The sequence below is a fragment of the Shewanella sp. NKUCC06_TVS genome (assembly GCF_019345515.1).
GTDB classification, from domain to species: domain Bacteria; phylum Pseudomonadota; class Gammaproteobacteria; order Enterobacterales; family Shewanellaceae; genus Shewanella; species Shewanella oncorhynchi.
Genome location: NZ_JAHKQX010000013.1, coordinates 20,257 through 44,347 on the forward strand (window position 1 = coordinate 20,257; position 24,091 = coordinate 44,347).

A 24,091-nucleotide genomic window follows, 5' to 3' on the forward strand; every position below is an offset into this window, starting at 1 on the left:
GCTTCAAGGTGCGAAAACTCGCATCTTGAAGATGAGTATTTCTACTTAGCACATGTTACTAAGATATGCTTATATCAATATTGCTCACCCATACTTAATTCCTATTTTATGGATAAATACATTAGGCTTTACTTTATTAAAGTCTGTTATTGAGCACGCCTCGTTTCATTAAACTCATCTGTGAAACCTCTATTAACAAGTAAAGACGTTGTTTTTGTTCCAAGCGGCTTAAAAAATGTTGCACAAAGGTGAAATCTACTAATTATCAACTACCTTTATACTGTATTCCCTCAACAAGGTATTATGCCATGAGAAAAAGTACAGTTGCCCTCTGCGTATTCAGCACACTTTATATGCCGTCTCTTTATGCCGATGTTCAAATAAATGGATTTGCCTCTATTGTCGCGGGCTCAAGTCTAAGTGACGATAAAAGCTATTATGGTTACGATAAAGAACTCGATTTTAATAATGATTCCAAAGTTGCCTTACAATTTACCGCCGATCTTGGTAGTGGCTTAAGAGCGACTGCACAAGTGCTATCCAGAGGCAGTAACGATTATAGCGCTGAATTCGAATGGGCTTATATCTCCTATGACATCAGCGACAAACTTATGCTTATGGCAGGTCGCCAACGTTTTAATCTCTATAAATACTCCGATTATATTGATGTAGGCTATGCCTATCACTGGATCACTCCGCCCCGCGGAGTTTATTCCCTGCCATTTAATTCAGGTGAAGGTGTAGGCTTAGTTTATGCCGATTTATGGGGCGATACCGAAGTAGGTTTGACCTATAAATACATTACCACTTCAGTTTCTGACTACTCGCCTACAGGTTCATCAACACCTCCTGCGCCCTTCTCCGCCGAGGGCCACATAATGAACTTTAACTTTGTAACCTCAGGGTTTGAGTACGGTTTAAATATTGGCATAGTTACCGATTTCTCCTACGAATTACCCGCACTGCTTGGCTTAGGTAATGCAATTTCTCAAACAGGACTCTTTACTCAGCAAGTAGTTGATGATCTTTTACCGATTAATGACAGCGCGTTACTCATTGGCGCTAACGTTAAATATGATACTGAAAAATGGTTTATTTTGGCCGAATACACGCGAATTGATGTCGATCCCAGTAGCTTTAATATTCAAGATTCAGCCTTTGTTTCCGGCGGGATCCGCTATCACGATTTCACCTTCCACTTAACCTACGGTATTGATAAAGGTGAGCCTCAATACGATGCCTATGACGCTATGTTACCTGTTTACAATGGTCTGCCACCGGCAAACCAAGCTGCACTCGCACCGCTTGTTTTTGGTACACAAGCGGCGCTTGAAGCACAACAGGAAGACAGCGCCTACTACATCATAGGCACCCGCTGGGATTTCCATCCTTCTGCCGCACTGAAACTAGAGTACACCAACTACAGTAACGACAAACCGTCCTCCGATGAACAGTTGCTGAGTATGGCAATAGACTTAGTTTTTTAAGGAGTTAAGCATGAAACTATTAATAAGTTCTCGGTTGATGATAAAAACCTTAGTCGCCAGTGCGCTTCTACTTGGCAGTGCCTGTGTTCAAGCCGAAATTGCCGTCGTGGTGCACCCTTCTAATACGTCAGAAATTAGCGCTGCGGATATTTCACGGATCTATTTAGGCAAACTCAAGTCTTTCCCCAGTGGTGGCACTGTCGTCGCACTCGATCAACCTGAAGGCACGCCCGCACGTGATGCCTTTGTTAAACAGATCCTTAATAAAACCGAGAGTCAGTTAAAAGCCTATTGGTCAAAACTGGTCTTTTCAGGCCAAGGTCAACCGCCCAAAGTCGTCGACTCCAGCGCTGAAATGCTCGCATTGATTGCCGCCAATCCCAATATGATCGGATTTGTTGACGTCAGCGAAGTAAACGACAGCGTGAAAGTGATCAGTAAGTTCTAACCCATACGGCATCATCCTTGTCCGCCTTAACCTGTGGCGGACAAGGTTTCCACTCAGCATTAGCGATATAAACAACAAACACACTATCAAATGGTACTTGAACCCTCAGAGAGGGCTTATCCATTTGCAGTACTATTAAGAAAAAATAATCTCGATTTTTCAATATCCTGATTCAAACCTTAATTGGATAGACCAGCAGAGCCAAATTTGCTGGTATACTCTTGCTAAAAATGTGCTGCTTGCATGAATTAGAGCATGAGAAGACATTTTATATGTCAATAAAACAATAGGTTAAAATGAAACTACTCAAACCTTTATTCGACAATAACCGCCGCTGGGCCGGACGTATACGCCAAGAAAATCCTGATTTTTTTGAACAATTAGCGAAACAGCAACATCCTGAATACCTGTGGATTGGCTGCTCAGATAGTCGCGTACCCTCAAACCAAATCATTGATCTTATGCCCGGTGAAGTCTTTGTTCACCGTAATATCGCCAACATGGTGATCCATACCGATCTTAACTGCTTATCTGTACTGCAATACGCCGTCGATGTGCTCAAGGTGAAGCATATTATGGTGGTGGGTCACTACGGCTGTGGTGGTGTGCGCGCGGCAATGGGTCAGCAACGCTTAGGACTCATCGATAACTGGCTCGGGCATTTACGTGATATCTATCGTATTTATCAGGAAGAATTACAACAGATGGACGAAGCCAAACGTTTTGATCGCCTGTGCGAGCTAAACGTGATTGAGCAGGTTGCTAATGTGACCAGTTCAACCATAGTGCAAGAAGCTTGGGATCGCGGTCAAGAAGTGGCGGTACACGGCTGGATTTACGGCATTGATAACGGTTTACTGACAGATTTAGATGTTACGGTCGATCGCGAATACGGTTTAGCTAATCCACGCTAACAGCCTGAATGTCGGCTTTCAACACCCCGCTGAGTATCATCAATGCTCAGATAAAACCTGCCGCTGTGCAGGTTTTTCTTTTTCCATGACAATTTTCAGCAATAAAACATCGCAAGGGTCTATTACGCCAGTTATAATCCGCCAGTTAATTGCAGGCGACCTATGCGCCACAAATTCTAAGGAGATACCTTCCATGCCCGGTTTTGAATTATTTGGTCCTGAAGAGAAGCAGGAAGTCGCTGACGTTATGGAAAACGGTTTTACCTTCCGTTACAACTTCGACCATATGCGTAATGATCGCTGGAAGACGCGCGATATGGAGCAACTGCTTTGCGAGAAGATGAACGTGAAGCATGCTCACCTTTTATCAAGCGGTACTGCTGCGCTGCAAACGGCCATGATGGCTGCAGGCATTGGTGCTGGCGATGAAGTTATCGTGCCACCTTTTACCTTTGTAGCCTCAGTTGAAGCGATTTTTATGGCAGGCGCTATTCCGATTTTTGCCGAAATCGATGAGACATTGTGTTTATCTCCAGAAGGTATCGAAGCCGCGATTACCCCACGCACTAAAGCGATTAACTTAGTGCACATGTGCGGTTCTATGGCGAAGATGGACGAGATCAAAGCTGTCTGTAAAAAACATAACTTACTGATTTTAGAAGATGCTTGCCAAGCCATCGGTGGTAGCTACAAGGGCCAAGCCCTAGGTACTATCGGGGATGTGGGTTGTTACTCATTCGATTCAGTCAAAACCATCACCTGTGGTGAAGGTGGCGCTGTGATCACTAACAACACAGAAATCTACAACAATGCGCACATGTTCTCCGATCACGGCCATGACCATATTGGTAAAGACCGCGGTGCAGAGTCACACCCTATCATTGGCTTGAACTTCCGTATTTCGGAAATGAATGCCGCCTTAGGATTAGCGCAGTTACGTAAACTCGATACCATTATCGATATTCAACGTAAAAACAAAAAGACCATTAAAGATGCAATGGCCGCTATCCCAGAAGTCACCTTCCGCCAGATCCCAGATCCAGAAGGCGACTCGGCTGGCTTCTTAACCTTTATGTTGCCAACCGAAGCGCGCACGCAAGAAATCAGCAAAAAACTGGCTGAAAACGGCGTTGATGGCTGCTTCTACTGGTATGTAAACAACTGGCATTATTTGAAAAACTGGAAACACATTCAGGAGCTTAAGGCATCTGCTGCGTTGCCAATCACATTAATCGCCGACAGACCTGACTATACTCAAGTTTCTGTGCCTAAATCCGATGCCATTATGAGCCGCACGATTTCTATGCTCATCAAGTTGTCTTGGACCGATGCTCAGATCGCCGAGCGTATCGAAAACATCAAGAAAGCATTTGCCCAATAATTCTACGGGAGTTTGTTGCAATGAGTTTTAAGAATTTTAAAGTAGTTGAAAAAATGATCTTCGGCCGTGGCTCATTCGTCCAATTGGATGAAGTGTTAGCTGCTGAACGTAAAACCGCCGACGATTTCGTGGTGTTTTTAGTCGATGACGTGCATCAAGGCAAAGCCCTTGAGGGCCGCATTCCAGCTAAAGCACAAGACATGGTAATTTGGGTTAACGTTGATGAAGAGCCAAGCACAATTCAAATCGATGCCCTGACTGAACAAGTTCAAGCTTTCAATAGCAAACTGCCAGTGAGCGTCGTCGGTTTAGGTGGCGGTTCAACCATGGACGTGGCTAAAGCGGTATCACTGATGCTGACAAACCCAGGTGGCTCTGCCATGTACCAAGGTTGGGACTTAATCAAGAACCCAGCGGTACACCACATTGGTATCCCAACGATTTCTGGTACTGGTGCAGAAGCGTCACGCACCGCAGTATTATGTGGTCCAGTACGTAAGCTAGGCCTGAACTCAGATTACACAGTATTCGATCAAATCATCATGGATTCTGAGTTAATCGAAGGCGTGGAAACGGACCAATGGTTCTATACAGGTATGGATTGCTATATCCACTGTGTTGAATCGTTACAAGGTACCTTCTTAAACGAGTTCTCTAAATCCTACGCTGAAAAAGCCATGGATTTATGTCGCCAAGTGTACTTAGACGACCACGTAGAAAAAGACGACAAGCTAATGATGGCGTCTTTCATGGGCGGAATGAGCATAGCTTATAGCCAAGTGGGTGCCTGTCATGCGGTTTCTTACGGTCTGTCCTATATCCTGGGTTACCACCACGGTATCGGCAACTGTATCGCCTTTGATGTGTTAGAAGAATTCTATCCAGAAGGTGTTGAAGAGTTCCGTCTGATGATGAAGAAACATAACATCACGCTGCCGAAGAACATCTGTAAAGATCTGCCAGACGAAACCATAGCAAAAATGGTTGCCGTGACTAAGAGCATGGGTCCACTATGGGCTAACGTTTACGGCGCGGGTTGGGAAGAGAAAGTCACAGATGAAATGTTGACTACGCTGTTCCGTCGTATCTAAGCTCTAACACATGTTAAAAGGGCTCAATTGTGAGCCCTTTTGTCTATATGCATTGTATATCTACACTGTATATCTTTGATAAAAGTAGGATAATTTGATGAATGTGACTCTGTTAATCCCGGCTCGTTACGGTTCAAGCCGCTTCCCGGGCAAACCCTTAGCCCCGATTAACGGCAAGCCAATGATCCAACACGTGTATGAACGCGCGTCGTTAGCCAAAGGCCTCACCAATATTTATGTCGCTACCGATGATGACCGCATTAAAGCGGCCGTTGAAGGTTTTGGCGGCAAAGTGGTCATGACCAGCCCAGATGCAGCCTCGGGTACAGATCGTATCAATGATGCAATAAACCAACTGGGCCTGAAAGATGACGACTTAGTGATCAACCTACAGGGTGATCAACCTCTTATTGACCCAACCTCTATCGAGCAAGTCATCAGCCTCTTCGAGCGTCACCCTGGTGAGTTTGAAATGGCCACCTTAGGCTTTGAAATCGTCAATAAAGCCGAGCTTGACGATCCTATGCATGTGAAGATGGTGTTCGATAACAACAACTACGCCTTGTATTTCTCTCGTTCACGTATTCCTTTTGGCCGCGATACTCAAGATTACCCCGTTTATAAGCACTTAGGTGTGTATGCTTATACACGCAAATTCGTACAGGCCTTCGCCGCCCTACCATTAGGTCGTCTAGAAGATCTGGAAAAACTCGAGCAATTACGTGCATTAGAGTACGGCCATAAGATCAAAATCGCCATTAGCGCCTTTGATTCTATTGAAGTTGATACGCCAGAAGACATTCGTAAATGTGAGCAACGTTTAGCGGTTGATTAATCGCCCGTTAGGTGTGCGCGAGTCAATTCGAAACAGGAGCTGAGTATGTCGACCTTAGAAGTCTGGATCATTATTATTTTGATCGTCGGTGTCATCGCCAGCAATCTTGCTGCGTTGAAGTACAGTGCTAAGTTCAAACTGCCGCAGTTCGGTCAACATGGTAAAGATAAGCAGATAAAGTCAGATACTGCCAAGCCTTCGGCAGCAGACAATGATGACGATGCGGCTTCAAACAAGCCAAGTTCAGCGGACTCAGAGCCCAATAAAGCAGATCAAAGCGAAACTGAACCACCTAAGCGCTAAATTCAATGGCGGCTTTTAAAGAGTGAGTCTAAAGATGGCTCTTGAACACGTCTTTTAAAGACTGCGCTATAAACACTGAGAATGACGTTCACAAACATAGAAAAGGCGCCACAGGCGCCTTTTTTGTCTCTCAAATAACAAGCTAGTCAATGCCACTCATCAGCCTTAGGCTTTTTTCGCTGATGTGCGACTCAATGGCTGCTCCTCAAGGTGCGCCACTAAAAAGACTAAAAAGCGAAACAGGGATTTAATCTTAAGATCATGATTTTTATTGGACTCAGCCGCGACTAACTTCTGCAGTGATTTAATTCTAGCGTAAGCATTCTCGACTAAAGCGTCGTTCTCTTTACCGACATATTTATTAAATTCGGCAAATTCACCAATAAATTTCAGTGTCACTTTACGGTTATTTAACGCAGTGAGTGCAGCGCCCTCTTTCAGTTTTGCCTCAAAAATACTGCATTCTAAACCGCTGGCGATCGCGCTTTGCGATAAACCGCTGCTTAACGCATCGGCCAGAAAACCCAAATTGGCTTTTAACTCAAAGGCAATCGCCTGCTTACTGGCGCTTGATTGCTGCCAGCGACTGCGTTCCTTATCGAAAATATCGTATAGCTCTTTCCAAATGCTCATGCGCTTTGCCTACCTTGCACTGAATCGCTCCTTTCGCGTTATAGCACTCGACTTTTTTGAAATGCTAGCGTTTTTAATACTAGCGACTGAAAGTTATCATAAATTTAAGGTTTTCGGCATAGCGCTATGATAAATAATGGTTTAAAAATGAGTTAAAGCATATTCACACTAAAACTAAAATCGGCATAAAAAAATGGCCCGAACGAGTCGGGCCAGAGTGCGAGCTGCCTAAGTACGAAATGAGCTCAGTGCGAACTCATGACTAACTCACTACTCATCTAATGGCATATAAAGTTAAAGCGCTTGCGATTTTTTCGCGTTATTTTTCTCGGCGGCGAGTCGACGCTGCGCTTCTTTTTTCTCACGGCGCGCTTCAATCACTTGATTTACATCGCTACCGATATGCGCTTCGTTACGGGCTTTTGCCAGATTAACTTGGCGCTCACGCTCAACGAAACGTTTACGCTGCTCGTCAGAAATTTTATCGATACAATGTGGGCAACTGACACCTTGCACATAGGCAGGGCTCTGTTTTTCAGCTTCGGTGATTGGCATACGACAAGCATTACATTGATCGTATTGGCCTTTCTTCAAGTCATGGTTCACTGCAACGCGGTTATCGAATACGAAGCACTCGCCTTCCCACAGGCTTTCTTCCTCTTTCACTTCTTCGAGATATTTAAGAATACCACCTTCGAGATGATAGACCTCGTCAAAGCCTTGCTCTTTTAAATAAGCAGTTGATTTCTCACAGCGAATACCGCCAGTACAGAACATGGCGACCTTCTTATGTTTAGCAGGATCAAGATTCTGCTTCACATATTCAGGGAATTCTCTGAAGGTTTCAGTCACAGGATTAATGGCATTTTTGAAAGTGCCGATTTGCACTTCATAGTCGTTACGGGTGTCGACTAAAATCACGTCCGGATCAGAAATCAGCGCATTCCAATCTTGAGGCTTCACATAGGTGCCAACCACTTTAAGTGGGTCAATACCTTCAACGCCCATAGTCACGATTTCGTTTTTCAGTTTGACTTTAGTGCGGTAGAACGGCATTTCATCGTCAAATGATAACTTGTGAACGATATTATCTAGGCCATTTTGGCTATTAAGCCACACTAATAACGCTTCAATAGCTTCTTGAGTGCCAGCAACTGTGCCATTGATCCCTTCACTTGCGAGGAGCAGAGTGCCTTTGATCTCGGCCTGTTCCATCATAGCAAGCAATGGCGCTCGGATAGATTCAAAATGCGGTAACGACACGAATTTATATAACGCACATACGACAACTTTAGCCATAACACCCTCTTTGCTGGCTGGAACTTAATTTCCAGTGCATAAACAAATCAATCATCTGCAGCCTTGCTGCAGATCCCAAAAATAGCGCGGAATTCTACCTGAGTCACAGCAAGATAAACACAGATAAAATACAGGGTCTTTAATTCTTTACGCAAGTGGTGAGAAAAATCATTCTATGATGGCAAATTAAGCAGAAATCCCAGTATGAAAGCGTTACCATCTGCGCCCTTTGAACATTGCATGATTGGCACACAACATTCGCATTGGCATACTCGCGTCGTCAATAAGCATTTACATGTAGAAGACACAAGCCGACATCAGTGTTCATTGCATCAACTTCCATCGCATTAGCGCCGTACAGTAGAGGAAATCCGAATGACTCTTGCCGTCTTATACACCTTCCGCCGTTGCCCCTATGCAATGCGAGCACGTTTAGGACTCTTGTTAGCCCAATACAATGTTGAAGTCCGTGAAATCGCCCTTAAAGCCAAACCACCACAAATGCTAGCTGCCTCACCTAAGGGTACTGTGCCGGTATTAGTGCTAGCAAACGGTGAGGTGATTGCCGAAAGTCTTGAGATCATGCGCTGGGCACTCACGCAAGCAGACCCCTTAGATCTATTGTGTCAGCAAAATCCTGCTATTGAAGATAAAATGGCACAGCTTATCACGCAAAATGATCAACAATTTAAACCATGGCTTGACCGCTATAAATATGCCGACCGTTACCCTGAGCAAACGCAAGCTTATTATTATCAGCAGGCGAGTCATTTCCTCCTGCAACTTGAAACATGCTTAGGGCAACACCCCTTTTTAGTCGCCGATACACCTCGCCTTGCCGACTACTCAATCATACCTTTTGTACGCCAGTTTGCCGCAGTGGATCTTAAATGTGCACTTAGTGATGATTTTCCGCGAGTCGACGCTTGGCTAAATCGACTTATTTCGAGTGAAATATTTATTCGTGCGATGGAAAAATATGTGATCTGGGACGCTAGCCATTCTCCAATTTGCTTGTTAGGAGACGTGTAAGCCAATAAGATTTAAAGATTATTTTTATTTTATGTTATAGCCATCGGTAAAATATTCGAGTAAGGTATTTGCCACTAGGTAACTAATTTAGCTAATCGTAGCTAGACAATCTTCTCAAGAAAAGTAACCACGCCTAAAGACTCAAGGACGTGAATGATAGAACACAAGGATAAGACAGTTGGAAAATATGGATATTAATATCGTTATTATGCTTGGGGGCCTGGTGCTATTGCATTGTCTATTTGCCCTTCGGGCCTTCAAAAGTAAAGTGGATCTCAGCACCAACAAAAAGTGCTTATGGTGCCTACTGAGTCTGATACTCGGCCCTATGGGTTATTATGGCTTTCACGGTTTTATTCCCCTAGATAGAATTCTCAAAGACTAAACGGTAAAACTGAATACCTTCAAAAAACTAGTCATACCATTGATTTACTTATCAAATTAAGACAAAAAATAGCGCAACCTTAAGCTGCGCTATTTTTACGACCCAGTTTAATCAAACAAGGCATGACAGTTAACTACAAATGACTGTGCAACAATACCGAGTCATCAGGAACTTTTTGGATCACAGGTGCTTGCCCTTCAGCCAAGGCTTGTTTATAGCTTTGATTCATTTTAAGGGCGAGATACAAATCTGGCCGGATCAAAATACCACCTTCCCCTGTCTGCATACCCGCTTGCTCAAACCAACTCAGCATCTGCCGTTTACGTCCCGCAAGCACTAAACGAACGCCACGTTTTTTAAGCAGTTGATGCAAATCAGCCAACATGGCCATCACACTTAAATCCAAATGGGTAAAACAAGGCACTGCATCAATAATGATGCAATCAACAGGCTCAGATTCCCGAATAAACTTTTCCAGCAAACGGCGCTTAAAATACGTCGCATTAAAGTAAGTTAACGGCGAATTAAAGCGATATATAAATACTCCTGGAACCGATTTAGCTTTACCCGATTCATCGACACTACGGATAACGCCCTTATGATCTAAACCAAGCACTTGATCCGTAGGCCGCATCACAGTAGCGAGGAACTGGAATAAACCCAGTAATACAGCCAAGGTTATCCCAGGGATAACCCCAATAAACAACACAGAGAACAAGGTGATACAGGCAAGTAAAAAAGCAGACCTATCCCGCACTCGTAGATTCCACAGTGACTTTAAATCGATAAGCGAGATTGAGGCAATCACCAGCACCACACCTAAAGCGGCACTGGGGATGAACTTCAAAGGCGCAGTGAAAAATAGCGCCACAACACCAATCAATACCGCCGCAATGATAGACACTAACTGGCTCTTACCACCATTGGCATCATTAACCGCAGTGCGGGAATCCGCGCCGCTCACCGCAAAACCTTGAGATATGGCTGACGCTATGTTGGCTATACCTAACGCCCTGAACTCTTTATCGGCATCTATATCGTAACCGTTTTTTGCCGCAAAGCTTCGAGCCGTCAACATCATGCTCACAAAGCTCACCATGGCTAAGTTAAGCGCTGGTACCACAAGCTCACGGGCGATACCTAAATCAAATACAGGCGCTTGGAATGAAGGTAATCCTGAGGTCACTTCTCCGACGACGCTAATATCAAAGCTCGTCAGGTTAAACACCCAAACAAGGAAAGCCGCCATCGCCATTGCGCACATAGAAGCAGGCCATTGAGGACGAAACCGTTTCACTAAGGCATAAGTCGCTAGCGTAACAATCCCCATCGTCAATGTCGGCCAATGGGTTTTGGATAAGTAAGAAGGCGCACCGCTGAGGCGTTCGATTAGATAACGCTCATCGAAGGTAAAACCGAATATTTTTGAAAACTGTCCCACGATAATAGTAATTGCAACACCATTAAGCAGTCCCATCAAAATCGGCTTTGATAGAAAATCGGCGAGAACCCCTAGCCTAAAACGACTCGCAATCAAGCACCAAAAGCCTGTCATGGCCGTCATGGTCATCACTAACTGCCAGTGCTTCATACTATCCCCTGCAGCTAGGGGCGTGACAACCGCGGCGATAACAGCACAAGTCGCCGCATCTGGACCCACGATTAATTGTTTTGAGGTGCCAAATAGTGCGTATACCAACATTGGTAATACACAGGAATACAAACCCACGGCAGCATTCACACCTGTGAGCTGGGCATAAGCAATCGCTACGGGTAATGCCACAGCGGCAACGGATAAGCCTGCGCGCACATCATCCCTAAGCCATTGCTTTTCATATTGTAATAATTGCGCCAATCCCGGCATAAACGAAATCAAACTAGGGAACTTCACTCGGCAACCTCCATATACACACTATCAAGATAAGCAACAAGTATAACTGAGACTGAAAATGTTCAGCTAAAAGGTCATTACCTAAAAAGCCATCAATAGTATGTTGGTTATGGCATAAAGCCAATCATTACGCGAGTGTCTTCCTCAGAATATTTATAGGCTTAGGCACTTAATTCAAGCCAAGCTAGCGTAATATCATAGGTAATGACACTAAGAGCAAGCTGCCCATAAACCAATTAAAATGGCGCTTACGTCTATCGGTATTGAGTTTCTTACTGATCGCGGCACCGACAAATACCCAAGTAAATGATGCAGGAAATCCCACTATGTTGAACATTAATACGCCAAGAAACGCACTCAACCAAAAGCCATCGCCACTTAATGTAAAAGCGCTACACAGGGTAATCGTCGACATCCAAGATTTAGGGTTAATCCATTGAAATAATGCAGCTTCAATGAGCGTCATAGGTTTTCGTCCATCATCCAAATGCGTGCTCTGCACTGGCGACGTCACTAATTTGTACGCGAGATACAGCAAATATGCTAAAGCGAAATATTTCAATACTTGGTGCAATACCGGTAATGCTTCAAACAAGGTACCGAGGCCGAATAATACCGCAAGATGTAAAGAGGTCGAACCCAAGCGGATCCCTGCAATATGTGGCACGGTACGCAGCACACCAAAATGCGCTCCAGAGCTAGCTAAGAGAATATTGTTCGGTCCGGGAGTCATTGTCATAGTAGCGCAAAACAGCGCGGTCGAGGCCATTAAAGTCCATAATTGTGGGTCATAAAGCAGTGCAGTATTCATATTCGCCTTAAATTGTATGCATACATTTGTTGACATAAAAAGATGCAATAAATAATATACGCAGAATATTAGAGATCAATGGATTTATTGTCATGGGTACAATCTGGACACCAGACCTAACGACTTTTTCAGGCCCGAAATATCAGCGCTTAGTCAGTGCCATAGAAAAAGGCATTTTGCAGAAGGTGTTAACCCAAGGTAGTAAACTGCCACCACAGCGCCGTTTAGCTGATGCCTTAGGCATCACAATTGGCACTGTGACCCGCGCCTATGCATTGGCGGAACAAAGGGGTTACGTCGAAGCACGAGTGGGAGATGGCACCTATGTCAACGCCTCCCCTGTACCTGAAATGGGTAACGTACAATTGAATATGGCGACCTGTCAGCAGCCACTCACAGATCAAATCAGCACCCTAAGCGATTGCCTCAGCCAATTAGCGAAAGACCCCACTAAGTTGAGTCAGTTACTCGGTTATCGCGCCAGTCCATTAGATCAACACCAACAAGTGTTCCACCAATGGTTAAACCAACGCGGCATACAGCAAACGCCCGAGCAACTGGTCTTTACCCATGGCGGCCAGCAAGCCATTTTTGCCTGTTTGAGCGCATTTTTATCAACAGGCGATGTACTGTTACACGAGCAATACAGTTATCCAGGCGTGAGAATTTGTGCTAAACAGCTTGGCGTCACTAGCGTTGGTGTGCCCCTTACCCACGAAGGATTAGATCTACCGCGCTTTGAAGCCCTATTACAGATCCACAACCCTAAATTAGCCTATCTCACACTGAATAATCAAAACCCCACTTGCATTCAGTACAGTGAATCACAGCGGCAGAAAATCCTTGAATTATCAGAGCAATATCAATTCTATATCATTGAAGATGACGTGAATTATTGTTTACCTGAAGAATGGCATTCACCCCTGTGGCAATTAGCAAAACAGCTGGCGATACCACGGGTGATTTATATTTCCAGCCTGTCAAAATTGTTTTCTGGCGGCTTAAGGCAAGGTTTTATTCTGGTTCCTGACCCCCTTATCGCCCAAGTGCGACTCGCTATTCATAGCCAATGCTGGATGGTGTCGCCGCTGAATATTGAAATTGCCTGTCAGTTGATAAAGAAAGGTCATATCACTGCAGAACGAGATACGCTCGTACGTCAACGCCAACGTCACTGTATCGCTATGGGCGAACGGCTGGGATTAACCCAAACTTGGCGAGGGTTAAACGGTTGGATACAACTGCCAGAAGATATCAAAGCCCATCATCTCGTTACCGCACTGGCCGCAAAAGGCATATTAGTCCGTAATGGTGATGACTTTAATTGCCATGATAATTTTATCCGCTTGAGCCTTGGTGGCGCCGAAAACGACACTCAATTTCAGCATGCAATTGAGTGTATCGAGGCAACGATTCACTCCCTCGTACAAAATGCCTATTCCGTAGTGTAAAGGCGCTTAAAGGACCATTAAGCTCAGCCAATTTTTATGCGCCATTTAAGATGAAGTTAATTCACACAAAATGGCGAATTTTGTAGAAAAGTGAATAAAAAAAGCGCCAGTAGCATGCATGCTACTGGCGCTGATGTTACTGACAAGCTTGATGAACTATCAGTGAGCCATTACCATTAGCTATAGCTTACTAGTGCACCACTATTTAATCTTGAGTTGGTAAACACTCGTGGTGCCACTAACTTCATTGCCTATGATTAACAAAGGATTACCGTTAGGGCTTTTATCGGCACTGACAAATTTCATCCCTTCTGGTCCCAAATCACCCGCCAATGTTGCATCACCTTTGACTGCACCTGTAGCGGTATCGACAACGAAGTCAGCTTCAAAATCACGGTTCACAACATAGTCGACAAAATGCACATCAAAAGGATTAGTCACGTCATAGATCATAAAGCCAGAGGTACGTTCTAAACCAACAAAGGCATATAGTCGTTGACCAATTTGGCCTAGGGCTAAAGCTTCTGGCTCTGGCCCCTTGTCATCGCTGCGACTATCACCTTTATTTTCTTCGTTGTTATTGTTGAACTTATCCCCCAGTAGTGCGGCGGTAATACGCTCAAAATCACTGCCACTGTCAAACACTTGCTGACCATCAGTATTCCAAATCGAGAATGAACGAGCACCAAAGCTCACGACTTTGTCGTAGTCGCCATCCTTATCATCATCCCCCATGCTCTTCGTTACCTTAAGACGCGCTAATTGGGTTTTATCTTTTGCGGCGGCAAATTGTGGGTGATTCGGGTCGAGCACTAAATCCCCTGCGCGGGCTTCTTCCGAAAAAGCCGCATAGTCACGGGAGTCACCTTCATTCGCAGTCACAATAAAGTCAGTGTTATTCCAACGGTAGCTAGCAAGGGTATCGGGTTGATACATGCCGTACACCCCTGTGTAGCTTTGCAGGTTAACAAGATTATCTTTGTCACTCGCATCAATTTTATTCATATCAAGCCCGTAATCTTTGAGGCCTAGCGGTAAAATCTTCAAGACTTTCGCATTGGCGATATCAATCACGGCAATAGCATTGTTCTCTTGTAAACTGACAAATGCACGGCGGTTATCTTGGCTAATGGCGATATATTCAGGTTCTAAATCCTGCGCCACACTCGCCATTGGACCATTAATTTTAATGTCAGCGGTGATTTCAGTTGCACGCGCACCGCCCTGATTAAACGCACTAAAATTTATGATGGTCGCAGTAGCTGCGGGCTTACCGTCAGTAATCGCAATCAACGCAACACAGCCTTCAGGATCTAAGGTATAAGCAGGATTAGGTTCGCCTTCATTGGCCACGAGTAAGGTTTTACCGTCGTGGGTGAACACTACATTATCGGGTAAAGCACCGACTTCGACGGCGCTGATAAACTGTGGAGCATCTGTGCCATTAAGCTGATAAAAAGCTACAAAACCATTGGCTTGAGTTTTATTGCCTGCAGCGTCACCACGCTCAATGGCAGCCGCTAACAAGTTGCCTGAAATACTCACGCTGTTAACGCTACCCATAAAGGTTTGACCCACATCCTTAGCAACATCGAGTTCTGCTAATTTGTCGAGATTATTCAATGCTAAAGGATCTGTGGCGTTTGATGCAGTCGCTAATAAGCTGCCATCTATGATGTCAACTTTGCCGCTAATCGCATTAACCACAAAAATACGGTTAGATGCACTGTGATATTCAACGATTTCGGCGGCACTTAAGCCATAAACGCCAGTCTGATGACGACCAATTAACTCTGCTTTTAAGCTTGCAGTTTGTGGCTGGCAAACATATTGGGTTTGCGCGACTGCAATTTCACTGTTATCCAATTGTCCATTATGGTTGGCATCTAATCCGGTATCGATACGCTGACCACCGGCAGGACAATTTGCATCACCAATAGTTAATGCGGTCACTTTAACCAGTGAATTTAAGCCGTTGTCGCCTTTATCACCTGCAGCGCCATCATCACCGCTGCAAGCACCGAGTAATAAGCTCGCCATAATGGCGGCTGCAAGCGGGAGTCGTTGTGTTTTCATCGTGTCATTCCTGAATATTTTATTTTTAGTAGGGTGAAGCTAAAGCCCACTAAATTAGTCAGCATAAAAGACACCTAGATGACAAAGCAGTGACACTCAGATGACAACTAACACTTTTGAATGAAGCATATTGGAGGATAACGGCTCGAGCCGCCAAGGTTATACCTCGATTGTCGAGACTTGCTACTTAGTTACAATTTAATCGGTAAAATACGGTAAAGAAATCATCGCAAAGATTGGTTTATTTGTCCTAGCGCTTTACTATGCTATTGCTTAATGCCTTACCGTGAAAATTGATCGAAGCACAATTCACTTTTCCCCAAAACACTGCCAATTAGCGCAAGATGCTGGCTAAAAATGGACGGATTAGAGTGAATTGTCCTAGTACAATTTAAACCACGCCGCATAACCCTGAAAAATACGCTTTCAATTCTTTCGCCACCCGAGGTAACAGTGGACCCACAATCACAACCTTCTGCCCATAACGGTAGACGTATACCGAATTTAGCACTGCTTATTCCCATGCTAGCGGCGATTGTCGCGATCACACCATTGGCCATCGACATGTACTTACCTGCGATGTCGACATTGGCCCTTAGTTTTCATACCGATATTACAACAGTGCAACAGTCCCTAAGTATCTACTTAGCAGGCTATGCACTGGGCATGTTGTGTTTTGGCCCCTTAGCTGACCGCATTGGCCGTCGCCCTATGGTGATAATGGGGCTGAGTGGATTTATGCTAACCAGTTTACTGATTGGTTTTGCTGGTCAAGTCGAAGTCTTTCTTGGGCTACGCTTTTTGCAGGCCTTTATCGGCGCAGCAGCGACTGTGGTGGTACCGGGATACATCAAAGAAGTCTATGGCGACAATACCGCCAAAGGTATGTCTTACGTGAGTTTAATCATGATGTTAGCGCCATTACTGGCACCTAACATTGGCAGCGTTATCTTAGAACTCGGTGATTGGCATTTAATCTTCTTCATTCAATCTGCCTATGCCGCAACCCTGTTATTACTCGTGCTGTTTGCGCTAAAAATGCCCAGCGATAAAGATATGGATACCCGCAGCCAAAAATCGTTTCTTGGTGCCTATGCGACCGTATTTTCCCGATCTGGCGTTAAGTTAAACATTGCCAGCGGCGTGTTAACGTCTTTTGCGTTTTTCTGTTATCTCACCGCATCACCCTTCGTTTATATGGAAGTCTTTGCCTTAGATAAATCCTATTTTGCCATCTTGTTTAGCACCAACGTTGGCGCCTTGATGTTGGCCAATATCATTAATACTCGCATTGTCGGCCGCTATGGTTCGCTGCGTATGTTGCACGTATCGACCTTTTTTGGCGCTATTGCGGGGGCTGGTTTATTAACCGTCAACCTACTGGATATGAGCTATCATTTTACCGTGATCATGCTTATTCCTTTAATGGGCAGCCTAGGGGTGATGTCGGTCAACGCCGATGCGATAGTGCTGATGAAGTTCAAACAAGAAACCGGAACGGCAACGGCGGTTATTGGCACCTTAAGATTTGGCTGTGGCGCGTTAGCGGGGCCGTTATTAGCGGTGTTCTATGATGGCACAGCAGTGCCCTTCTCTGCCCTCATGTTAGGCTCTATTGTGTTAGTCGGTATTTGCCAATTTAATCGTCCAAAGCATCAAATACAGCCGACGATTTAAGGATCTATTTTTAAGGGTCTATTTCTAAGAGCCATGGATACCAATGCCACATCGGCAACACATGTTTGATCGCATAAAACAGCGCATTGGCTTTCACAGATGTAGCAAATAAGTAATATTTAATCGCAACAGTTAAGTATCTGCTTATCTAACGTCCCACACCAAAACGGCACTTTTAGTGCCGTTTTTGCTTTTTAAGCATCTAACAATCTGAAAAATATAAAATAAGCCCATAAATCAGCCTAGATTACTTAGCGATTCCAGCAAGTTATCCAGCCATTCAAACGTGAAATTGTTTCAAGTTGGTTATTTTTTACATAAAAGGCTTGAAATGTTGTTTTTTTTGAATATGATGAAATTCTGTTCATTGCAACAGTTGCTGCATCCTAAGGATGAATCACTTGTCTTCTACGAAGTCAGTTCAGCATTTCGGAGTCTGAATTACCCTTCAGGCTTAATTTTTAGAGCGATTACCGTCGCTGTAACAAAATACTGTTTACCGTAACGGTACTAAGCAATAGGAGTTCCACATGGAGATGTTATCCGGCGCCAGCATGATAGTGCGTTCTTTGATTGATGAAGGCGTAAAGCACATTTTTGGCTATCCTGGCGGTTCAGTTTTAGATATCTACGATGCCCTGCACGTTATCCCAGGTATTGAACACATACTCGTTCGCCACGAACAAGCCGCCGTACACATGGCCGATGGCTACGCCCGTGCCACAGGTAAAGTCGGCGTGGTATTAGTCACTTCAGGACCCGGTGCCACCAACGCGATTACCGGTATTGCCACCGCCTACATGGATTCTATTCCCCTCGTCGTATTATCGGGTCAAGTACCGAGCAACCTTATCGGTAATGATGCTTTCCAAGAATGCGATATGATCGGCATCTCTCGTCCAGTGGTCAAACACAGCTTTTTAGTAAAAGATCCCACTCAAATCCCTGAAACGATAAAAAAAGCCTTTTATATTGCCTCTACCGGCCGCCCTGGGCCTGTTGTCGTAGACCTGCCAAAAGATTGCTTAAACCCAGCGCTGCTGCACGAGTATATTTATCCCGAAAGCGTGAAAATGCGCTCATACAACCCGACAACCTCGGGGCATAAAGGACAGATCCGTCGTGGACTACAGGCACTATTAGCGGCTAAAAAGCCTGTGCTCTATGTCGGTGGAGGCGCCATTATCTCGGGTTGTGATAAGCAAATTTTACAATTAGCTGAGAGATTAAATATTCCCGTCGTCAGCACACTTATGGGACTCGGGGCTTTTCCAAGTACCCACAAAAACAGCCTAGGCATGTTAGGGATGCACGGTCGCTACGAAGCCAACATGACAATGCATAACTGCGATTTGATCTTCGGTATTGGTGTACGCTTCGACGATAGAACCACTAATAATGTGGAAAAATACTGTCCGAACGCGACCATTTTGCACATAGATATCGACCCCTCGTCTATTTCGAAAACTATCCACGTCGACATTCCCATCGTAGGGTCGGCCGACAGTATTTTAGACAGCATGTTGACACTGTTAGATGAATCGAACGAGCACAATGACAACGATGCCATCGCCACTTGGTGGAATGATATTGAGCAATGGCGCGGCCGCGATTGTCTGGCCTATGACAAAAACAGTGGTCGCATCAAACCACAGCAAGTGATTGAAACCTTGTATAAGCTGACCAATGGCGATGCCTATGTCGCCTCTGATGTTGGCCAGCACCAGATGTTTGCCGCCTTGTACTATCCGTTCGATAAGCCGCGCCGCTGGATCAACTCAGGTGGCCTAGGGACAATGGGATTTGGCCTACCCGCCGCAATGGGCGTAAAAATGGCCATGCCTGATGCCACCGTTGTGTGTGTCACGGGTGATGGTTCAATCCAGATGAACATTCAAGAGCTTTCGACCGCGCTGCAATATGATACGCCGGTTAAAATTATCAACTTAAACAATCGTTTCCTTGGCATGGTTAAACAATGGCAGGACATGATTTACTCTGGCCGTCACTCACATTCCTATATGGATTCAGTACCTAATTTTGCCAAAATTGCCGAGGCCTATGGCCATGTAGGTATGACGATCAGCGATCCCGCCGAACTTGAGTCAAAAATGGCAGAAGCGCTAGCGATGAAAGACAGGCTGGTCTTTATCGACATCATGGTGGATGAAACTGAGCACGTGTACCCCATGTTGATCCGCGGTGGTGCGATGAATGAAATGTGGCTGACTAAGACGGAGAAATGCTAATGCGTCGAATTATATCTGTATTATTAGAAAACCAATCCGGCGCCCTGTCTCGTGTGGTCGGTTTGTTTTCACAGCGCGGTTATAACATTGAAAGTTTAACGGTGGCGCCAACGGACGATATCACATTGTCGCGGCTTAACATTACGGTCGTTGCCGATGAAATGGTGTTAGAGCAGATAGAGAAGCAGCTACATAAACTCATCGATGTGTTAAAAGTTTCGAATATTACCGAGTCTGCTTATATTGAACGCGAATTAGCCCTTATCAAGGTCCGCGCCCAAGGCGAGTTTAGGGAAGAAGTTAAACGGATGGCGGACATTTTCCGCGGCCAAATTGTCGATGTCACCGCCAATTTATATACCATCCAAATGGTCGGCACATCAGAAAAACTCGATGCGTTTATCCATGCGCTAGGTGAAGTGACTAAATTGGTCGAGGTCTCTCGCTCCGGTGTGGTGGGTTTGGCTCGCGGCGAAAAGGCCATGAAAGCGTAACTTTCTCACGGAAATCTCGCGGACATTTTTTGCGTAAACACAAAAACATCAAGGGGAGCATAATGCTCCCCTTGTTTTTAGGTGGTTACCACAGTGTCAATTATGACTGGCTGTCTAGCAAGCGCGATGAAGTGATCTCAATTTTGCGTGGTTTCAATGCTTCAGGGATTTCACGCACTAAATCAATATTGAGTAAGCCATTTTCTAAACTTGCGCCGAGCACAGTGACATAGTCTGCCAGTTGGAAAGTGCGCTCAAAACCGCGTTCCGCTATGCCTTGGTACAAGTATTTACGCTCGGTTTGGCTTTCAGCTTTGTTGCCTTTCACCAGTAATTTCTCACCTTCACTGCTGATCTCAAGTTCATTCATTGAGAATCCGGCCACTGCCATAGTAATGCGATAGCGATTTTCGCCTAATAATTCAATGTTATATGGGGGATAGCCAGTATTGCCATTATTAGCGGCGGCATGTTCTGCCAGCTGAGCTAAACGGTCAAAACCAATGGCACTACGGTACAGGGGAGCTAGATCATAATTACGCATATTCATATCCTTGTCTTAAGCAATATGGAGAATTGGCGGACGGTTTTCACGATGAAAACGCTTGTAGAGTCTGCCGAGTTAAATCTTCTGTCCTTACGGCACAGAATTCACACTAGGATCCTCATCGAGCGATCCTGAAATAGATATAAGGACGGGAGAGAAAATTTCAAGCAAGAAAATTAAAAAAATGTGCGAAATTTAAAAAGACTAATAAAAACAAAATTTTATTAAGTTTTAACACTTTGAATTGACGTATGATTTGTATAAAGGGATTAGCATCATTGCAATATGGAAATCTATATTCGCTAAATTGCAGCCAATAAAAAAGGAGCCTAAGCTCCTTTTTCAGTCTTAGCATCGAATTAACGAGTGCGTGGACACAATTCTTCAGCGCTGAAGAAGTAAGCAATTTCACGAGCAGCAGATTCAACAGCATCTGAACCGTGAGCCGCGTTTTCGTCAATGCTTTCTGCGAAATCAGCACGGATAGTACCAGGAGCTGCTTGAGCAGGATTAGTTGCACCTAAAATTTCACGGTGAGCTAAAACAGCGTTTTCGCCTTCTAATACTTGGACCATGATTGGACCAGAAGTCATAAATGCAACCAGAGCACCGAAGAAACCGCGCTCGCTATGCTCAGCATAGAAACCTTCAGCTTGTTCTTTGGTCAGGTGTAACATTTTAGCTGCAACGATCTTAAGACCAGCAGTTTCAAAACGATTGTAGATAGCACCGATGTGGTTTTTTGCAACAGCATCTGGCTTGATAATAGAAAATGTGCGTTCGATCGCCATAACTAGCTTCCTTTGTCAGCAAGTTTAAAAAATTCGCGCGGATTATACGAAATTTAAAAGCTAAATCCTATCTTTATAGCAAATTAGTCTGAGATATTGCGCACATTCGCTTTATTCGTAATCAGTTTGATCACACAAAATACCCCGCTAGGAGGATAAATCCTTAGCAGGGTTCATTAACTCATTAAAAAATGGGATTATTTTCTATTTTTTGCCCAAATACCAGCCCATGCAATCAAAGCGACTAAAATGACTGCGGGTGCAAGATCTAACAAGTGATGGAATAAACCGACACCGCCATGACCTGGATGAGCCCAAGCCATTGAAGGGACAAGCATACATAACAATACAAGCAAAAGTTTCATGTGAACATCCTTGCAGTTGCGATAATAAAGTTAAGCCATATAAATGCCTTAACCAATATACAACAAATTACGATATCCACTGAAAATGAACTTGACTGTGATCAAACTCTCGCGAAATATTCTCTGCGCCACTGCAAATACGTGAGGTAAATCACCTTAGTTAATTTTCTGAAGGACAAGATGCCTCACATAAAAAGCCGTACCACAACTGTGCTCACTACTTTTCATCAATCCAACACTGCTGAATTGCTTCCAGTATTTTTTCATTGCAATGCTTAGGATCATCAGCAAAATCATTCAAAGCTAACACCCACTCATACAGTTGGGTGAAATGCAGTTGAGTAGGATTAACCTCTGGGTGTGCTTCGAGTAATTCCAACGCAATATCTAACGAATCTATCCAAGTTAATGTCATCGTTTTCCCCTATTCGGTTCGCTTGAATGGGTAAGCTAGTGCTTAGCGCCGTTACCCATAAGGAGGTGAATCAAGTGTTGATATTCCGTAGTCAATACTCGACACCAAGGGTGTTAACCCTGTGCTTGCGTCACCTTTTTTACTTTAATCGCATTTTTTTCAACAAAATCAATAATAGCACCCGCCACATCTTTCGTGGTGGCACCTTCAATCCCCTCAAGCCCTGGTGAAGAGTTCACTTCCATGATCACTGGGCCATGGTTTGAGCGTAACAAATCAACCCCTGCCACATTTAATCCCATCGTCTTCGCCGCACGAATAGCCACAGAGCGCTCTTCAGGAGTCAGTTTGACTAAACTCGCCGTGCCACCACGGTGCAAATTAGAGCGAAACTCACCGGGCATAGCTTGACGTTTCATGGCGGCAATCACTTTATCGCCGAGCACGAAACAGCGAATGTCTGCGCCGTTGGCTTCTTTGATATATTCCTGCACCATGATGTTGGCTTTCAGGCCCATAAAGGCTTCAATCACGCTCTCAGCCGCTTTGCGGGTCTCGGCCAATACCACGCCAATGCCTTGGGTGCCTTCGAGTAATTTAATCACCAGAGGCGCGCCACCCACCATATCAATTAAGTCTGGAATATCACTCGGTTTATTGGCAAAACCGGTAATAGGCAAACCAATACCGCGGCGTGACATCAGCTGCATAGAACGCAATTTGTCCCGTGAGCGGGAAATTCCAACTGAATCATTTAAGGCATAGACGCCCATCATCTCAAATTGGCGCAACACCGCCGAACCATAAAAGGTAATAGACGCCCCAATACGGGGGATCACGGCATCAAATGCAGGTAACTCTCGCCCGCCAATGTGGATACTCGATTGCCGCATGTTGATATTCATATAACATTCAAGGGGATTGATTACGTGTACTTCATGACCACGTAATTGAGCCGCTTCAACGAGTCGCTTCGTTGAATATAACTCTGGCCCTTGCGATAAAATCGCTATTCTCATTTGGTCTCCGGCAACCATTAATTTTGAGCGCATAATACGCCTGCGCAAGGATAAATCAAACAACTAGAGGCATAGACAAGATTAGTTGCACAAATGCTCAACGCCAAAAGCAAAAAACCAGTCACGTGGACTGGTTTTAATCATTATCGAAGCAATATTAATTGCCTTCGCTAACCATGTTAACCGTGTATTTAGGGATCTCAATCACCATGTCAGTGTCGACCACTTTAGCCTGACAAGATAGACGGCTTTCGGGCTCGAGTCCCCATGCTTTGTCTAACATGTCATCTTCTAGTTCATCACTTGGCTCAAGATCATTAAAGCCTTCACGCACGATACAGTGACACGTCGTGCAAGCACAGGACTTTTCACAGGCATGCTCGATATTGATGCCATTACGCAGCGCAACATCGAGAATGGTCTCACCAACATTCGCCTCAAGCACAGCGCCATCAGGGCACAACTCGGCATGGGGAAGAAAGACTAATTGGGGCATT

The 24,091-nt window shown here is 44.6% G+C and carries 24 protein-coding genes; 13 read left to right on the plus strand and 11 right to left on the minus strand.

Annotated features, from left to right (window positions below):
• Positions 1-308 precede the first annotated feature (308 nt).
• The 7 genes from KO531_RS14760 (at position 309) to KO531_RS14790 (ending at position 6,459) form a co-directional block, all read left to right on the plus strand.
• The gene (locus tag KO531_RS14760; RefSeq protein WP_219251553.1) at positions 309-1,487 is read left to right on the plus strand and encodes a porin; all 1,179 of its coding nucleotides are present in this window, start codon (positions 309-311) and stop codon (positions 1,485-1,487) included.
• Positions 1,488-1,497: 10 nt separating this feature from the next.
• Positions 1,498-1,935, plus strand: coding sequence for a phosphate ABC transporter substrate-binding protein (locus tag KO531_RS14765; RefSeq protein ID WP_028760063.1), 438 nt, complete (start codon positions 1,498-1,500; stop codon positions 1,933-1,935).
• 296 nt (positions 1,936-2,231) lie between these two features.
• Positions 2,232-2,849 carry a carbonate dehydratase gene (gene can / locus KO531_RS14770; protein WP_168827515.1) on the plus strand — a complete coding sequence of 206 codons (618 nt, stop codon included), beginning with the start codon at positions 2,232-2,234 and terminating at the stop codon, positions 2,847-2,849.
• Positions 2,850-3,042: 193 nt separating this feature from the next.
• The gene (gene kdnA / locus KO531_RS14775; protein WP_028760065.1) at positions 3,043-4,230 is read left to right on the plus strand and encodes an 8-amino-3,8-dideoxy-alpha-D-manno-octulosonate transaminase KdnA; all 1,188 of its coding nucleotides are present in this window, start codon (positions 3,043-3,045) and stop codon (positions 4,228-4,230) included.
• 20 nt (positions 4,231-4,250) lie between these two features.
• Complete coding sequence (gene kdnB / locus KO531_RS14780) at positions 4,251-5,321, plus strand: 3-deoxy-alpha-D-manno-octulosonate 8-oxidase KdnB (protein WP_219251554.1); 1,071 nt, start codon at positions 4,251-4,253, stop codon at positions 5,319-5,321.
• Positions 5,322-5,418: 97 nt separating this feature from the next.
• Positions 5,419-6,156, plus strand: a complete 738-nt coding sequence (gene kdsB, locus KO531_RS14785) for an 8-amino-3,8-dideoxy-manno-octulosonate cytidylyltransferase KdsB (RefSeq protein WP_012197229.1) — start codon at positions 5,419-5,421, stop codon at positions 6,154-6,156.
• Positions 6,157-6,201: 45 nt separating this feature from the next.
• A complete protein-coding gene (locus KO531_RS14790) occupies positions 6,202-6,459 on the plus strand; it encodes a DUF2897 family protein (protein ID WP_219251555.1) in 258 nt (85 codons plus the stop codon).
• A 165-nt stretch (positions 6,460-6,624) separates the two neighbouring features.
• Here KO531_RS14790 and KO531_RS14795 read toward each other — a convergent pair whose 3' ends face one another.
• Positions 6,625-7,092: a hypothetical protein gene (locus tag KO531_RS14795; protein WP_212601078.1), complete on the minus strand. Its 468-nt coding sequence runs from the start codon at positions 7,090-7,092 to the stop codon at positions 6,625-6,627.
• 294 nt (positions 7,093-7,386) lie between these two features.
• Entirely contained in the window at positions 7,387-8,391 is a 1,005-nt protein-coding gene (locus tag KO531_RS14800) for a rhodanese-related sulfurtransferase (RefSeq protein WP_219233652.1), read from the minus strand.
• Between the two features lie 375 nt (positions 8,392-8,766).
• On the opposite strand from KO531_RS14800, the gene KO531_RS14805 reads away from it, so the two are divergent.
• Together KO531_RS14805 and KO531_RS22440 are read left to right on the plus strand one after the other, a co-directional pair.
• On the plus strand, positions 8,767-9,423 hold the full coding sequence (locus tag KO531_RS14805; protein WP_219251556.1) for a glutathione S-transferase: 657 nt from the start codon (positions 8,767-8,769) through the stop codon (positions 9,421-9,423).
• Between the two features lie 187 nt (positions 9,424-9,610).
• Positions 9,611-9,808 (plus strand): hypothetical protein, encoded by a 198-nt coding sequence (locus KO531_RS22440; RefSeq protein ID WP_028760072.1) that lies wholly within the window; start codon positions 9,611-9,613, stop codon positions 9,806-9,808.
• Positions 9,809-9,941: 133 nt separating this feature from the next.
• Here KO531_RS22440 and KO531_RS14810 read toward each other — a convergent pair whose 3' ends face one another.
• Positions 9,942-11,699: a SulP family inorganic anion transporter gene (locus KO531_RS14810; protein WP_105252613.1), complete on the minus strand. Its 1,758-nt coding sequence runs from the start codon at positions 11,697-11,699 to the stop codon at positions 9,942-9,944.
• Between the two features lie 184 nt (positions 11,700-11,883).
• The gene (locus tag KO531_RS14815) at positions 11,884-12,510 is read right to left on the minus strand and encodes a LysE family translocator (protein WP_028760074.1); all 627 of its coding nucleotides are present in this window, start codon (positions 12,508-12,510) and stop codon (positions 11,884-11,886) included.
• A gap of 92 nt (positions 12,511-12,602) precedes the next feature.
• On the opposite strand from KO531_RS14815, the gene KO531_RS14820 reads away from it, so the two are divergent.
• Positions 12,603-13,961 (plus strand): PLP-dependent aminotransferase family protein, encoded by a 1,359-nt coding sequence (locus KO531_RS14820; RefSeq protein ID WP_219251557.1) that lies wholly within the window; start codon positions 12,603-12,605, stop codon positions 13,959-13,961.
• Positions 13,962-14,162: 201 nt separating this feature from the next.
• Here the strand turns inward: KO531_RS14820 and KO531_RS14825 are convergent, their stop codons facing one another.
• A complete protein-coding gene (locus KO531_RS14825) occupies positions 14,163-16,037 on the minus strand; it encodes a choice-of-anchor I family protein (protein WP_219251558.1) in 1,875 nt (624 codons plus the stop codon).
• A gap of 453 nt (positions 16,038-16,490) precedes the next feature.
• Between KO531_RS14825 and KO531_RS14830 the strand changes: the two genes are divergently transcribed.
• From KO531_RS14830 to ilvN, 3 genes are all read left to right on the plus strand, one after another.
• A complete protein-coding gene (locus KO531_RS14830; protein ID WP_219251559.1) occupies positions 16,491-17,714 on the plus strand; it encodes a multidrug effflux MFS transporter in 1,224 nt (407 codons plus the stop codon).
• A 530-nt stretch (positions 17,715-18,244) separates the two neighbouring features.
• Positions 18,245-19,963, plus strand: coding sequence for an acetolactate synthase 3 large subunit (locus tag KO531_RS14835; protein ID WP_105252618.1), 1,719 nt, complete (start codon positions 18,245-18,247; stop codon positions 19,961-19,963).
• Entirely contained in the window at positions 19,963-20,457 is a 495-nt protein-coding gene (ilvN, locus tag KO531_RS14840) for an acetolactate synthase small subunit (protein ID WP_028759823.1), read from the plus strand. The genes KO531_RS14835 and ilvN overlap by 1 nt, the downstream gene beginning before the upstream one ends.
• A 100-nt stretch (positions 20,458-20,557) precedes the next feature.
• Here ilvN and KO531_RS14845 read toward each other — a convergent pair whose 3' ends face one another.
• The 6 genes from KO531_RS14845 to fdx all read right to left on the minus strand — a co-directional run bounded on the left by KO531_RS14845 (position 20,558) and on the right by fdx (position 24,090).
• Positions 20,558-21,001: an Hsp20 family protein gene (locus KO531_RS14845; protein WP_028759822.1), complete on the minus strand. Its 444-nt coding sequence runs from the start codon at positions 20,999-21,001 to the stop codon at positions 20,558-20,560.
• Between the two features lie 362 nt (positions 21,002-21,363).
• Entirely contained in the window at positions 21,364-21,795 is a 432-nt protein-coding gene (ndk, locus tag KO531_RS14850; RefSeq protein ID WP_011789197.1) for a nucleoside-diphosphate kinase, read from the minus strand.
• A 197-nt stretch (positions 21,796-21,992) separates the two neighbouring features.
• Positions 21,993-22,160, minus strand: coding sequence for a hypothetical protein (locus tag KO531_RS14855; protein ID WP_006081849.1), 168 nt, complete (start codon positions 22,158-22,160; stop codon positions 21,993-21,995).
• A gap of 217 nt (positions 22,161-22,377) precedes the next feature.
• Positions 22,378-22,575 (minus strand): Fe-S cluster assembly protein IscX, encoded by a 198-nt coding sequence (gene iscX, locus KO531_RS14860; RefSeq protein WP_028759821.1) that lies wholly within the window; start codon positions 22,573-22,575, stop codon positions 22,378-22,380.
• Positions 22,576-22,688: 113 nt separating this feature from the next.
• Positions 22,689-23,594 carry a 30S ribosomal protein S6--L-glutamate ligase gene (rimK, locus tag KO531_RS14865; RefSeq protein ID WP_006081851.1) on the minus strand — a complete coding sequence of 302 codons (906 nt, stop codon included), beginning with the start codon at positions 23,592-23,594 and terminating at the stop codon, positions 22,689-22,691.
• Between the two features lie 157 nt (positions 23,595-23,751).
• Positions 23,752-24,090 carry an ISC system 2Fe-2S type ferredoxin gene (gene fdx / locus KO531_RS14870; RefSeq protein WP_006081852.1) on the minus strand — a complete coding sequence of 113 codons (339 nt, stop codon included), beginning with the start codon at positions 24,088-24,090 and terminating at the stop codon, positions 23,752-23,754.
• Position 24,091: the final 1 nt, after the last annotated feature.